The sequence below is a fragment of the Pseudomonas sp. Marseille-QA0892 genome (genome assembly GCF_054950135.1).
On the sequence record NZ_CM143104.1, the window covers coordinates 1056431 to 1069281 of the forward strand.

Sequence of the window (12851 nt, forward strand, 5' to 3'; positions counted from 1 at the left end):
TCGTGGATAGTTGGGCAAAGAGCAACGTACTGCAGTTTCGCTGCCCAAATCGGGGCTATGACCGACTTTGCGCCGGTCTGTTCGGTACGCATGGAAAAAAAGCGGACGCGTCCGTCAGATTGCGGTCGCGATACCGGCCACTGTCAGGGCTAATACTACTTTCCATGCGGCCCACTGCCAGCGCACCAACAGGAAGAACGCGATCGCCGCTAGTGCGAAATCAAGACCGCTTCCGACCGCGCTGGTCCACACCGGATCGTAGAGCGCTGCACCGAGAAGGCCGACCACTCCCGCGTTCATGCCTGCGATGGAAGCGTGTGCGCCGGGGAGGGTTTTCAATTTCGTCCAGAAGGGCAGTATGCCGATCAACAGGAGCATTCCTGGAAGGAAAATAGCTACCACGGCAATCGACGCGCCTAAAACGCCATTTGGTGCAGGTTCGACGAGTGCCCCCAGGTAGGCCGCAAACGTGAACAGGGGGCCGGGCACGGCTTGTGCCGCTGCGTAGCCCTCGAGGAACGTGGAGGCAGACATCCAGCCGCGTTCGACAACTTCTGCTTCAAGTAGCGGAAGCACAACGTGCCCGCCACCGAAGACCAGTGCCCCTGCGCGGTAGAACGCATCGGCCAGGGCGATGAATTGCGTCCCACTCACCCAGGCCAACAACGGGAGCCCAATTAGCAGCAGTACAAGCACGCTGAGTGACAGTATGCCGGCGCGTGGGCTCACGGCAGTGGCCAGCGGCGTCTCCGTCGCCGTTTGTGCTTTTCGGCAAAGTAATACGCCCAGCAGAGCACCAATGCCTATCGCCATGACCTGGCCCCAAGAGCCAGGCAATGTGATCGCTACTACCAGGGCCGCCAGTGCGATACCTGTCCGTTCGTTGTCAGGGCAAAGATTACGCGCCATGCCCCAGACCGCGTGGGCGACAACCGCGACCGCGGCAAGCTTCAGCCCATGTATCGCACCTGCAGCAAGCGGGCCGTCCAGAAAACTGGTCGCGGATGCGAAGAGCAGCAGGAGGATGACCGAAGGGAATGTGAAAGCAAGCCAGGCGAGCAGGGCGCCGATGTACCCGCCGCGCATCAGTCCCAATGCAAATCCTACCTGGCTGCTGGCAGGGCCTGGTAGAAACTGACACAGCGCTACGAGATCAGCGTACTCCGCCTCAGAGAGCCAGCGCCGGCGTGCGACGAACTCGTTTCGGAAGTAACCGAGATGCGCGATGGGACCTCCAAAAGAGGTCACTCCCAACAGGAGGAAAGCTCGAAGGATCTCAACTGGAGAGGAGCGGCGTTGCTCGGGAGGCGCTTCTGTCATTGGGGCGTCGACCGGGCCTGAGGAGGTCACAATGTTGCGGGAAAGGCTAATCGGCGTTCATGACGATGTCGTGACAGGTAGCCAGGCAGTGTCTGGCCAAATCGCAGGCAAAGAGAAGCCCGCACGAAGCGGGCTTGAAACTCACACACCATCGGAGCCGGATGGGGCCGGCGATTTGAAGGCTACGCAGGATGGCGTGAAAAGAATGTGGGGCGAATGTGAAAAAAACGTTTAGCTTCTATCTTTCTTCGATTGGACAGAGAAATTGCATCAACGCGGCCGGCAGAGAGTCGGCGCACGCTGTACCCCTCGTTTACGATGTGCAAGAGAATACGGGCAGAATAGGCTAGCGCCGTTCTTCGTCGCTCAGTTCGACCACCTTGGCCGCTGCTTCCTCTTCCGCTTCGAAAAAGTAGCGTTCGCCGTCAGGCGCCACGACTTCGAATAGCACATCCAGTCCCTCTGCCTGCCGATTGACCGGAATGTCTTCCCCGTAAAGCTGCTTGAGTGTGACCGCCATGCTGTGCCTCCGTCTGTAGGTCGACTCGCGTATTCATGTTCATGGGACAGCCAGGCCGCTGACGAAGTGCATCGTCGCGACACGGGTCCAACATTCGGTGCGACCAGCCGCAGCACAATGCCCTTGTCGGCATGGCGCGCTTTGACTGTGGTGTATCGTGACGTTTCGCCGAGAATTGTGGCGCTTAGAACGCGCCGATCAAGGAGCTGCTTCAGTGCGTTTGCCAGCAGGCGGAGGACAAAAAACGAATACAGGAGTCACCTATGTTTAGCTACAGCCCTCGCAAGGCCATCACGCAGGAAAGCGGCATCATCTGGTTTCCCGTCAGTTTCATGCGAGGTGGAACGTCCACGGGCCTCGTTATCGAAGAGGTGCATGCCCCCACCGAGGTTGCGCTTCAGGAAGAACTGCTGAGGTTATTGATGGGCGTTCCGCAGCGTGGCGAGCTGCCTGGCAATCGGCAGATCACCGGCTTGGGCCGCGGCCCTGCGACGAGCAACAAGGTGTTTTTCGTTGCAGTCGAGCCTGGTAGAGAGGGGCGGCCACGATTGGTAACGACGCTCGCCCAACTTGCGTCCAACCACGCGCGAATCGACTGGAGCGTCAACTGCGGAAACATGTCATCCGCATTGCCGCTTTGGGCCCTTCATGCAGGGCTGGCCGATGGTGTCTGCGGTGATTTCGAAATTGAACTGTTCAATACGAACACGGCTGTACTCACCACCGGGCGCGTGCTTCGCGATGGCGATAATCGGTTGGCCATGGTCGCGATTCCGGGAGTGCCTGGAAGCCATCCTGGCGTTGACCTGTTTCTACATGATCCAGTCGGTGCGAAAACGGGTGCACTCTTGCCGACCGGCAACGTGGCCGATGAGATCCTTGGTGTCGAAGTGTCCTGCGTCGATGTGGCTGTCCCTATGGTCATCATCGACGCTGCAGCCTTTGGAAAAACAGCGACAGAGTCCATCGCGGAACTCGAGGCAGATACCGGATTTCTTGAGGCGTTGAAGGCGGTCTGGGTAGAAGCTGGCGTGCGAATGCGACTTGTGAAACGTGATGGCGCTCTGATGAGCAAGGACGAAGTGAGCCTTAGTGAAACGGTGCCCAAGGTGTGCATCATCGGACCGCCTACGCAGGGTGGTGATCTATCCGTTCGCTACTTCACGCCGCAGACAGCCCATGCGTCGATGGCAGTGTCGGGTGGCTGTTGCCTAGCAGCTGCGACCTTGATACCCGGCACCGTTGCCTCGCGAATCGCTTCGACCGAAGCGGAAGCAGGCCCAGCGTTCAGAGAATTCACCATCAGTATGGAAAACCCTGCCGGCACGCTGGAGGCGATGGTCATGGCGCGCGAGGACAGTGGCCGTCTTGCCGTACAAACCGTGGCTTACCGGAGGAGTGCGCAAATGCTGCACCAAGGGCATGTGCCACTGTATAGCGCGTCCTCAGCTTTAATCGCTGCGTTGCAAGCGTTGAGGTAATCGAGCTGATTCCGAGTACGTGAGGGCTGTTGAATCACCCCGCCTGCTTCCTGCGCAGGCTATAACCCTTACGGGCTCGCCATATCAAGCTAAGCGATTCGCCCGAGACATGCTTCACCAGGAGCGCGGTCATCTGTCAGCGACCGCCCTTGGTATAACGGCAATTGAGCCTTTGGTCAGTACTTCCGCGAATCGATAACGTCATGGCAACGGCACATTGCGAACGCCTTGGCGTCCGGGACGGACGAATCACACGATCGGATCTCGTTCCTGTTCGATCAGGTGTTCGCCCTCGTTGCGTACGTTGCCGATTGCTTTCTGGATCGCATACCACTCGAAGGCGCTCGTGGGTACCGAGTGGTGAACGGCCAGGTCTTCGGCTAGGGGGGAGGGCAGGGCCGGGTCCAGCCACTCCTGCGCGGCGTCGCGATCCAATACGATAGGGCGTCGATCGTGGATATCGACCATGCCTTCGTCCGAGTTGGCAGTGACAATCACAAAGCCGTCGTTCTCTGCGCCAGTGAATTGTCCGATACCGGCAAAAAACATTGGCTCATCCGAACGTAGCCGAATCAGATACGGTTGCTTGGCGGTGCTATCTGGATCCCGCTTCCACTCGTACCAACTATCGGCGGGCACGAGGCATCGGCCCGTTTTCCAGATACCACGAAAATAGGGACGCGTTGCTGCGGTTTCTATCCGTGCATTGATCACAGGCGCGCGCTTGCTTGCCCAGTGCGGCGCGTAACCCCACGAGATCCGATCGAATCGGGCCTTGTCATCCATCGGGCGGATAACAACACATTTCGACCGAGGCGCCACGTTGAAGCGTGAGGTGGCGTCCATGGGTGGAATAGGCAGACCAAGCTGCTCTGCATAGCGATGGGGGGTTCTGTATTGTCCGAAGCGTCCGCACATGTGTCCTCCTGGTAAAAGGTAGACAACACGCCGGCGCAAAATGCCCGTATCGCATGCGGCGGCTGCGGACCGAGTTCCTGGGCTTGCTCGGATGTTCGCATTTCGGAGGCCGCGTACTGTTCCGCTACGCACGAAACGCTATGGTCACTATAAGCAGCTGCTGAGGCGTCATCGAAAGGGGCAGGAATATCGTTGAGAGCCGTTCGCGTATTCCAGCTGAGGCTAGCAGATCGACCTGTTCCTTGGTCGCTGTAACCGGCAGACGCATTTAATACTGGTCCGGGAAAGGTCAGTCACGCTGCGTGATGGGGAATGATGTCGGTCGGCGGGCTGTTAAGCCTCGTTGGAGGCGAGCGAAGCCGAAGATGTCGTTGAGTCAGCTTGAAGCATCAGACTACGAAGTTCCTCCTCCTTCCTCGCGATTTGTTCAACTAGCTGGGCATACAGCTTTCGATGCAAGCGCACTTCCCTCTCTTTTCGAAAGCCCACGTAGAGGGAAATTACTCCGATTGCGAAGGCTGATATCCCGAAAAGCGTGATGCCGATTGCAAGCATCGACGTCAAACCCGCCAAGCCTATGGATACGCCACAGATCATTCCGCCGACTGCGAATATATGCACTCGGGTCGCTCGGCCATAAGCGTGCTCGGAAGCTTCCACCCGACGCGCTTCCAGCCGAGCAATATCAGCCTCCAACGCTATCTGCCGTTCACTTGCATGCATGCCGTCAGCACCTTTGATAACACGTTTGTCTCTAGCAAATGTCACCAGCTACGGGGCCGTAGACCTTCCATGCATTCCTTTACGTCATCATCGATCACACTGCCTGGCTTGATGCACTCCTGCATTGTGCGTCTGGGCCCGCGGTTCTGCAGCCGCTCGTGATGGTCGAGCTGACTGAGCGCACGCGTTGCGCCATCGGCCATAGGGCCGCTACCGCCAGCCATCGTTTGCAGGAACGACTTCTGCGTGTAGATAGTGGCGGCCTCGATCGCTGGCCGGATGGCATTCGCGGTCTTTGCCAGCGCGGTGTCCTCTGCGCTCGCGGCTGATGTGAAGAAGACGGCAGACAACATGAAGAAGAAGTGGAGCATCGCTAATCCCTTTGCGTTTTACATCCAGCGGATATCTTCACATGGATTGCGTTGGTGTTCACCATCCACGCTGCTCTGATAGCGAGCCTGATTGCCGCAATGAATGTTCAGGCGATGTCGGGTGGATGTAGTTAGTGCGTACAAGGGCAAAGGATGCGGTCTGCCGCTGAAATGCAAAGCGGTGACAGGAGAAACGAAAAAGCCCGCACTAGGCGGGCTTTTCGGCGCTTCGACCGCTGCCTGAGCAGCGCGAAGTCATGTGATGGTGCCTCGGGAGAGACTCGAACTCTCACTCTGTCGCCAGAAACGGATTTTGAATCCGCCGCGTCTACCGATTCCGCCACCGAGGCAATGGCGGCGGAGTATAGGGATGTCATGACCGTCGGTCAATCGGGTTTCGTGGTCAGGATGGTGCATTTCCGGTAAGCTTCGGCCGCCTTTTGAACCGACCCTCCTTTTCTATGCGCGTCTCCGATTTCCATTTCGATCTCCCGGAAGATTTGATTGCTCGCCATCCGCTTGCCGAGCGGCGAGCCAGCCGTTTACTTGTGCTGGACGGACCGAGCGGCGAAATCGAACATCAGCGGTTTGCCGACCTGCTCTCACATGTCCGTCCGGGCGATCTCATGGTGTTCAACAACACGCGCGTGATTCCGGCGCGGTTGTGGGGGCAGAAAGCGTCCGGTGGGAAGATCGAAGTTCTTGTTGAACGGGTATTGGATACCCAACGCGTGCTGGCGCATGTCCGGGCGAGCAAGGCCCCGAAGCCGGGCACCGAGCTGCTGATTGAAGGCGGCGCCAGGGCGGTCATGCTTACCCGCCACGACGCGCTGTTCGAACTCGCCTTCGAGGAAGATGTACTGCCAATGCTTGAGCGCGTCGGCCATATGCCGTTGCCACCTTATATAGATCGCGCTGACGAGGCGGCCGATCGCGAGCGCTACCAGACGGTATACGCGCAGCGTTCCGGTGCCGTGGCGGCGCCGACCGCTGGCCTGCATTTCGATGATGAAATGCTGGCAGCTTTGGGTGAGGCCGGCGTGGAGACTGCGTTCGTTACCCTTCACGTCGGAGCGGGCACCTTCCAGCCCATGCGCGTCGAGCGGGTCGAAGACCATCACATGCACAGTGAGTGGCTCGAGGTAGACCAGGCGGTCGTTGATGCGGTTGCTCGCTGCAAGGCACGGGGCGGGCGCGTCATTGCGGTTGGTACGACCAGTGTCCGCTCGCTTGAGACGGCAGCGCGCAATGGCACGCTCGCGCCGTTTAGTGGGGATACCGACATCTTCATCTGGCCGGGCTACCGCTTCAACGTGGTCGATGCGCTCGTCACCAACTTCCACCTGCCAGAGTCCACGCTGCTGATGCTCGTGTCCGCGTTTGCCGGGTACCCGCAGACCATGGCGGCCTATCGCGCAGCAGTGGAGCAACGTTACCGATTCTTCAGTTACGGGGATGCCATGTTCATCACCCGTAACCCTGCGGCCGTCGGCCCCGAGGTTTGATCATGTCCCGTACCTGCCATATGTCTTTCGAACTACTGGCCACCGACGGTAATGCACGTCGTGGTCGCCTGACCTTTCCGCGCGGCGTTGTCGAAACGCCTGCTTTCATGCCCGTAGGCACGTATGGAACGGTGAAAGGCATGCTGCCTCGCGACATCGAAGATATCGGTGCGCAGATCATTCTGGGCAATACCTTCCACCTGTGGCTTCGGCCGGGTACAGAGGTCATCAGGAAGCATGGCGACCTGCATGATTTCATGCAGTGGAAGGGGCCAATCCTGACCGACTCAGGTGGATTCCAGGTGTTCAGCCTGGGCGCGTTGCGCAAGATCAAGGAGGAGGGGGTCTACTTCTCGTCTCCGGTGGATGGTGCAAAGGTGTTCATGGGCCCGGAAGAGTCCATGCAGGTGCAGCGTGACCTGGGATCAGACATCGTCATGATCTTCGACGAATGCACGCCATATCCTGCAGACGAAGATGTTGCGCGCCGGTCGATGGAGCTTTCACTGCGCTGGGCCGCACGTTCGAAAGCGGCTCACGCTGATAATCCAGCCGCGTTGTTCGGCATCGTACAAGGCGGCATGCATGAAGATTTGCGCATGCGGTCGCTTGACGGTCTGTGTGAGATCGGGTTCGACGGCCTCGCCATTGGCGGCCTGTCGGTCGGTGAGCCCAAGGAAGAGATGATTCGCGTGCTGGATTTCCTGCCACCCAGAATGCCAGCGGACAAGCCGCGCTATCTGATGGGTGTTGGCAAGCCAGAGGATCTCGTCGAAGGCGTGCGCCGCGGCGTCGACATGTTCGACTGTGTGATGCCCACCCGCAACGCGCGCAATGGTCATCTCTTCGTTGATACCGGCGTATTGAAAATTCGCAATGCGATACATCGTCACGACGACTCGCCGGTAGAGGAGGGCTGTGACTGTTACACCTGCAAACATTTCTCGCGCTCGTATTTACACCATTTGGACAAATGCGGCGAAATGCTCGGCAGCATGTTGAATACAATCCACAACCTGCGGCATTACCAGCGCCTGATGGCCGGTTTGCGCGGGGCTATCCAACAGGGTAAATTGGCCGACTTCGTCGATGCCTTCTATGCCCGCCGCGGCCTTCCGACGCCGCCGCTCAACGTATAAAAACCACACTATGACTTTGCAACAGGAGTGCTGAATGAGCTTTCTGATTCCCGCCGCCTATGCGGATGCCGCGGCGCCTGCCGGCCCGGCTGGTTCTGGCTTCGAGTGGATTTTTCTGGTCGGATTCCTCGTCATCTTCTATCTGATGATCTGGCGTCCTCAGGCCAAGCGCGCCAAAGAGCATAAGAATTTGCTGGGTGGCCTGCAGAAGGGTGACGAAGTCGTCACTTCCGGTGGCATCGCCGGACGCGTTTCGAAAGTCGCCGATGACTTCGTCGTCATCGAAGTCTCCGACAACGTCGAACTGAAGTTCCAGAAGGCGGCCATCGCGGCCACTTTGCCCAAGGGCACCCTGAAAGCCATTTGACTTTCAGGTTCTTCATAGCATCAACGGGGCGCTTATAGCGCCCCGCGTCATAACGGGCGGAGTCATGCTCAACAAATTCCCTCTCTGGAAGTACCTGCTGATCGTGGCAGTTCTTGCGATCGGCCTCGTCTATTCGGCGCCCAACCTGTATCCGAACGACCCGGCCATCCAGATCAGCGGCACCAGTACAGCCAGGAATATCACCGAGTCCGACGTAGACCGCGCAGCACAGGCGCTACGCGACGCGGGTATCGAAGTGAAGTCCGGTGCGATCGAACAGAACGCTGGCTTGATTCGCTTGACCGCCCTTGGCGATCAGTTGCCTGCCAAGGATGTCGTGTCTCGCACCTTGGGCGATGGCTTCGTCGTTGCGCTCAACCTGGCGCCGACAACACCTGATTGGCTTCGCTCGCTGCATGCGACGCCCATGAAGCTGGGCCTCGACCTCTCTGGCGGTGTTCACTTCCTGCTGGAAGTCGACATGGAGAAGGCTGTCGATACCCGGCTGAACGTCTACGAAAATGACGTCAAGACGCTCCTGCGCAAGGAGCGTATCCGCTACCGTAGCCTGCCGATCCAGAATGGCGCGATCCAGCTCGGATTCAACAGTGCCGAGGACCGTTCCCAGGCAGAGCGTCAGATCAGCGGCAACTTTAACGATTTCGACATCGCTGAGAGCGAGCAGGGCAACCTGCAGGTCCTGGGACTTGCGCTTACGGAAGCCAAGCTCACCGAGATCCGCAACTATGCGATCCAGCAGAACCTCACGACTGTGCGCAATCGCGTCAACGAGCTTGGTGTAGCCGAGCCGCTGGTACAGCGTCAGGGCGCGAACCGTATCGTTGTTGAGTTGCCAGGTGTACAGGATACGGCAGAAGCCAAGCGTATCCTCGGCAAGACAGCCAACCTCGAGTTCCGTCTGGCTGCTACGCCGGACGCACCGCGTGCGTCGACCGAGAGCTTTGAGTTCCGCGAGGCCGGGCGTCCGCCGGCTGATCTGGAGCGTTCATTGATCATCACGGGTGACCAGGTGACTGACGCCCAGGCCAGCTACGATGAGAATGGTCGTCCGCAGGTCAATATTCGCCTGGATGGGCACGGCGGTGATCTGATGAACCGCGCTACCCGGTCGAACGTTGGCCGCAGCATGGCGGTGATCTTCATCGAGCAGCGCCCTATAACCCGTACTGTCAAACAAGTTGTGGACGGTGTGGAGCAGCAGGTCGAGGTACCGGGTTTCGTCGAGGACAAGAAGATCATCAGCCTTGCGACCATCCAGTCTGCGTTGGGTAGCCAGTTCCGTATCACCGGCCTGAACGGGCAGGGCGAATCGTCCGAACTCGCACTGCTGCTACGCGCAGGCGGTCTGGCGGCTCCAATGTACTTCGCCGAAGAACGTACGATCGGCCCAAGCCTGGGCGCCGAGAACATCGCGAAGGGTATCGAATCCACCGAATGGGCGATGGTCTTCGTATCGCTGTTCGTGATCCTGATTTACCGCTTCTTCGGTCTGCTCGCTACCGTCGCGTTGGCATTCAACCTCGTATTGCTGGTTGGGCTGATGTCGATCATCGGTGCGACGCTCACGTTGCCTGGTATCGCGGGTATCGTGCTAACGCTAGGTATGGCGATCGACGCCAACGTGCTTATCTTCTCGCGGATACGTGAAGAAATTGCGCGTGGCCTTTCCGTGCAGCGCTCGATCCACGAAGGCTTCGACAAAGCGTTCAGTGCGATCATCGACAGTAACCTGACGACGCTGCTGGTTGGCGGGATTCTGTTCGCGCTGGGTACCGGTCCGGTGAAAGGCTTTGCCGTCACCATGTCGCTGGGTATCGTGACCTCGATGTTCACGGCAATCTTCTTCACCCGAGGTATGGTCAACCTGATCTTTGGTGGCCGTAACTTCAAGAAGCTCTGGATCTGAATCAGCCATGATCAAGTCAACCATTCGCTTCATGGCGGTTCGCAACATTGCGTTCGCCATTACTGTCGTTCTGTCTCTGATTGGTCTGGGCGCACTGTTCACGAAGGGCCTAAACTTTGGTCTCGACTTCACGGGTGGAACCCTGATCGAGCTCAAGTATGAACAGGCTGCCAATCTCGACCGGATCAAGACGGACCTTGGTCAGGCCGGTTACCCTGATGCGGTTGTGCAGAGCTTTGGTGCCACGACCGACGTATTGATCCGTCTGGCCGGGGAAGACCCACAGTTGGGCAATCGTGTAGCAACGGCGTTGCGCAACACGGACGCGTCGTCAGCTTTCCAGATAAGCCGGGTCGAGTTCGTAGGCCCACAAGTAGGTGAGGAGTTGCGTGACCAGGGTGGCCTGGCAATGCTGCTGGCCCTCGGCGGGATGCTGCTTTACCTGGCGTTCCGTTTTCAATGGAAGTTTGGTCTGGGTGCCCTTGCGTCACTGGCGCACGACACCATCATCACGCTCGGTCTACTGGCTTTCTTCCAGGTACCATTCGATCTGACCGTGCTCGCGGCAGTGCTGGCGATGGTGGGTTACTCCCTAAACGACACCATCATCATCTATGACCGAATTCGCGAGAATTTCCGCGTACTACGCAAAGCGTCCCTTATCGAGAATATTGACGTATCGATAACCCAGACGCTGCTGCGGACGTTCGCCACTTCCTTCTCAACCGCACTGGCATTGCTGGCGCTGTTGTTTTTCGGTGGCGATACGCTGGCGAACTTTGCACTGACGTTGCTGATCGGTGTGATTGTGGGTACGTATTCATCGATCTATATCGGCGCGACGGTACTGGTATGGCTGAAGCTCTCGGTTGAAGATCTTATTCCTCCAGCCGCCGATCCCAATGCGGTAGACGATCGCCCTTGACACAGCCGTACGGCGCCAAAGTTGAACTTTGGCGCCGTTTTAGCCTCCAAGGCTGGGCGTTGAGCGCCGTTTGCTCACGTCGCTACAGGAGGTTTTATGAACAAGTCGTTGCTCGTGGGTGCAGTCTTGGGTGCGGCCGGTATTACGGCTGGTGGTGCGCTGGCAACCTATGGTCTGAGTGACCGTAGTCCGCAGTACGCCGAAGTGCTAGCAGTACAATCCGTAAAGGAGTCCATCAAAACCCCGCGGCAAGAGTGCCGTGAAGTGGCGATCACGCGTCAGCGCCCGGTCCAGGATCAGCATCAGCTCATTGGTACAGCGGTAGGCGCGATTGCAGGCGGGCTGCTGGGGAATCAAGTCGGCGGTGGCAATGGCAAGAAGCTCGCTACGGTCGCAGGTGCGGTCGGTGGCGGATATGCCGGCAACAAGGTTCAGGAGGGGATGCAAACCCGTGATACCTACACCACGACCGAAACCCGCTGCAAAACGGTCAACGACGTGAGCGAGAAGATTGTCGGTTACGACGTAAAGTACGAGCTTGATGGCAAGGTCCGTCAGGTGCGTATGGATCGTGACCCTGGCGACCGCCTCCCGGTTCAGGATGGCCAGGTTGTTCTAGCCAACTCCAGCGAGCCAGCGACAACTTCGCGCTAACACGCTAAACAAAGAATGCTGTAACGAACCCGGCCCCTATAGCCGGGTTTTTTATGGCCGCTGGAAAGACGCAGGCCAACATAGCTGGCGAGCTGGATCATGTTTGCCGCGCAAAAAAAAACCTGGCTCGAAGCGAGCCAGGCAAGGAGCGTAGACGGCCGGCAGTCATATTGACTGCCGGATCTTATTAGCGACGTGGAGCCACGGGATTGGCGTCGTTTGAGATCGTCACTTCCACGCGGCGGTTCATAGCACGGCCGGACTGCGAATTGTTATCCGCAACCGGGTATTCCTTGCCGTAACCCTGGGTTGTCAGGCGGGAAGGCTCCACGCCCATGCGAACCAGTGCGCTCTTGACCGACATTGCGCGACGCTCGGACAACGATTGGTTATACGAGTCGGAACCGGTGCTATCGGTATAGCCTTCGATGATCACTTTGCGGTCCGGATTGTCGCGGAGGAACTGGGCGAGATTCTGTACATCACGCATGCCTGCCGGCTTCAGCTCGGAACGGTTCAGGTCGAACAGCACATCGCCAAATGTGACCACCGTGCCGCGGTCGGTCTGCTTGGCATTCATCTGCTCCTGAAGCTTTTTGATCTGAGCATCACGTGCATCCAGGCGAGCTTGGGCGCGCTCTGCGGATGCACCTTGCAGACGCTGCTCTGCGGAGCGCAGGGCAATTGTTTGCTTGGCGACTTCAGTACGTTGATTGGCGAGATAAGACAATTGGCTTACACGCTCACGGTTCTCGCCATCACGGAAAGCCTTTTCGGCCTTATCCAGCGCATCGCTCGCTTCTTTGGTTTCAAGCGCTGCAATCTGGCTAGCCTGGGGGTTGGTTTGCAACGATTCAAAGTTGCTGCGTGCAGTATCCAGTTCCGGATTTGGCTTAGTGGCACAAGCGGTCAGACCCATGGCAAGAGCAAGCATCGTGGGCAGGAAAATGGTCTTTTTCATGAACGAAATCCTTCATCCTCTATAAACGGCGGGCGCTAAC

The 12851-nt window shown here is 58.2% G+C and carries 13 protein-coding genes and 1 tRNA gene; 7 read left to right on the plus strand and 7 right to left on the minus strand.

Annotated features, from left to right (window positions below; translation table 11 throughout):
• Nucleotides 1–114: 114 nt before the first annotated feature.
• Nucleotides 115–1320 carry a chromate efflux transporter gene (gene chrA, locus ACY8D3_RS04740; protein ID WP_462382069.1) on the minus strand — a complete coding sequence of 402 codons (1206 nt, stop codon included), beginning with the start codon at nt 1318–1320 and terminating at the stop codon, nt 115–117.
• 346 nt (nt 1321–1666) lie between these two features.
• Nucleotides 1667–1840 carry a hypothetical protein gene (locus ACY8D3_RS04745; RefSeq protein ID WP_462382071.1) on the minus strand — a complete coding sequence of 58 codons (174 nt, stop codon included), beginning with the start codon at nt 1838–1840 and terminating at the stop codon, nt 1667–1669.
• A gap of 263 nt (nt 1841–2103) precedes the next feature.
• Here ACY8D3_RS04745 and ACY8D3_RS04750 point away from each other — a divergent pair, with 263 nt between their 5' ends.
• Entirely contained in the window at nt 2104–3321 is a 1218-nt protein-coding gene (locus ACY8D3_RS04750; protein ID WP_462382073.1) for a PrpF domain-containing protein, read from the plus strand.
• A gap of 249 nt (nt 3322–3570) precedes the next feature.
• Here ACY8D3_RS04750 and ACY8D3_RS04755 read toward each other — a convergent pair whose 3' ends face one another.
• From ACY8D3_RS04755 to ACY8D3_RS04770, 4 genes are all read right to left on the minus strand, one after another.
• Complete coding sequence (locus tag ACY8D3_RS04755) at nt 3571–4239, minus strand: SOS response-associated peptidase (protein WP_462382074.1); 669 nt, start codon at nt 4237–4239, stop codon at nt 3571–3573.
• Between the two features lie 333 nt (nt 4240–4572).
• Entirely contained in the window at nt 4573–4962 is a 390-nt protein-coding gene (locus tag ACY8D3_RS04760; RefSeq protein ID WP_462382076.1) for a hypothetical protein, read from the minus strand.
• Between the two features lie 41 nt (nt 4963–5003).
• On the minus strand, nt 5004–5333 hold the full coding sequence (locus ACY8D3_RS04765) for a hypothetical protein (protein WP_462382078.1): 330 nt from the start codon (nt 5331–5333) through the stop codon (nt 5004–5006).
• Between the two features lie 263 nt (nt 5334–5596).
• Nucleotides 5597–5683 (minus strand) — tRNA-Leu (locus ACY8D3_RS04770).
• Between the two features lie 111 nt (nt 5684–5794).
• On the opposite strand from ACY8D3_RS04770, the gene queA reads away from it, so the two are divergent.
• The 6 genes from queA (at nt 5795) to ACY8D3_RS04800 (ending at nt 11850) form a co-directional block, all read left to right on the plus strand.
• Nucleotides 5795–6838: a tRNA preQ1(34) S-adenosylmethionine ribosyltransferase-isomerase QueA gene (queA, locus tag ACY8D3_RS04775; protein WP_462382080.1), complete on the plus strand. Its 1044-nt coding sequence runs from the start codon at nt 5795–5797 to the stop codon at nt 6836–6838.
• A 20-nt stretch (nt 6839–6858) separates the two neighbouring features.
• A complete protein-coding gene (gene tgt, locus ACY8D3_RS04780; RefSeq protein WP_462384246.1) occupies nt 6859–7977 on the plus strand; it encodes a tRNA guanosine(34) transglycosylase Tgt in 1119 nt (372 codons plus the stop codon).
• 34 nt (nt 7978–8011) lie between these two features.
• Nucleotides 8012–8344 carry a preprotein translocase subunit YajC gene (gene yajC / locus ACY8D3_RS04785; RefSeq protein ID WP_462382082.1) on the plus strand — a complete coding sequence of 111 codons (333 nt, stop codon included), beginning with the start codon at nt 8012–8014 and terminating at the stop codon, nt 8342–8344.
• A gap of 64 nt (nt 8345–8408) precedes the next feature.
• Nucleotides 8409–10271, plus strand: a complete 1863-nt coding sequence (gene secD / locus ACY8D3_RS04790; RefSeq protein WP_462382084.1) for a protein translocase subunit SecD — start codon at nt 8409–8411, stop codon at nt 10269–10271.
• 7 nt (nt 10272–10278) lie between these two features.
• The gene (gene secF, locus ACY8D3_RS04795) at nt 10279–11196 is read left to right on the plus strand and encodes a protein translocase subunit SecF (RefSeq protein ID WP_462382085.1); all 918 of its coding nucleotides are present in this window, start codon (nt 10279–10281) and stop codon (nt 11194–11196) included.
• Nucleotides 11197–11292: 96 nt separating this feature from the next.
• Nucleotides 11293–11850: a glycine zipper 2TM domain-containing protein gene (locus tag ACY8D3_RS04800; RefSeq protein ID WP_462382087.1), complete on the plus strand. Its 558-nt coding sequence runs from the start codon at nt 11293–11295 to the stop codon at nt 11848–11850.
• Nucleotides 11851–12037: 187 nt separating this feature from the next.
• Here ACY8D3_RS04800 and ACY8D3_RS04805 read toward each other — a convergent pair whose 3' ends face one another.
• On the minus strand, nt 12038–12811 hold the full coding sequence (locus ACY8D3_RS04805) for an OmpA family protein (RefSeq protein WP_462382089.1): 774 nt from the start codon (nt 12809–12811) through the stop codon (nt 12038–12040).
• Nucleotides 12812–12851: the final 40 nt, after the last annotated feature.

Coding starts and splice junctions, on each gene's coding strand:
- ACY8D3_RS04805 (WP_462382089.1), bottom strand. CDS start 12,811: ATGAAAAAGACCATTTTCCTGCCCACGATGCTTGCTCTTGCCATGGGT.
- ACY8D3_RS04755 (WP_462382074.1), bottom strand. CDS start 4,239: ATGTGCGGACGCTTCGGACAATACAGAACCCCCCATCGCTATGCAGAG.
- ACY8D3_RS04750 (WP_462382073.1), top strand. CDS start 2,104: ATGTTTAGCTACAGCCCTCGCAAGGCCATCACGCAGGAAAGCGGCATC.
- ACY8D3_RS04745 (WP_462382071.1), bottom strand. CDS start 1,840: ATGGCGGTCACACTCAAGCAGCTTTACGGGGAAGACATTCCGGTCAAT.
- ACY8D3_RS04800 (WP_462382087.1), top strand. CDS start 11,293: ATGAACAAGTCGTTGCTCGTGGGTGCAGTCTTGGGTGCGGCCGGTATT.
- tgt (WP_462384246.1), top strand. CDS start 6,859: ATGTCTTTCGAACTACTGGCCACCGACGGTAATGCACGTCGTGGTCGC.
- ACY8D3_RS04760 (WP_462382076.1), bottom strand. CDS start 4,962: ATGCATGCAAGTGAACGGCAGATAGCGTTGGAGGCTGATATTGCTCGG.
- ACY8D3_RS04765 (WP_462382078.1), bottom strand. CDS start 5,333: ATGCTCCACTTCTTCTTCATGTTGTCTGCCGTCTTCTTCACATCAGCC.
- queA (WP_462382080.1), top strand. CDS start 5,795: ATGCGCGTCTCCGATTTCCATTTCGATCTCCCGGAAGATTTGATTGCT.
- secF (WP_462382085.1), top strand. CDS start 10,279: ATGATCAAGTCAACCATTCGCTTCATGGCGGTTCGCAACATTGCGTTC.
- secD (WP_462382084.1), top strand. CDS start 8,409: ATGCTCAACAAATTCCCTCTCTGGAAGTACCTGCTGATCGTGGCAGTT.
- chrA (WP_462382069.1), bottom strand. CDS start 1,320: ATGACAGAAGCGCCTCCCGAGCAACGCCGCTCCTCTCCAGTTGAGATC.
- yajC (WP_462382082.1), top strand. CDS start 8,012: ATGAGCTTTCTGATTCCCGCCGCCTATGCGGATGCCGCGGCGCCTGCC.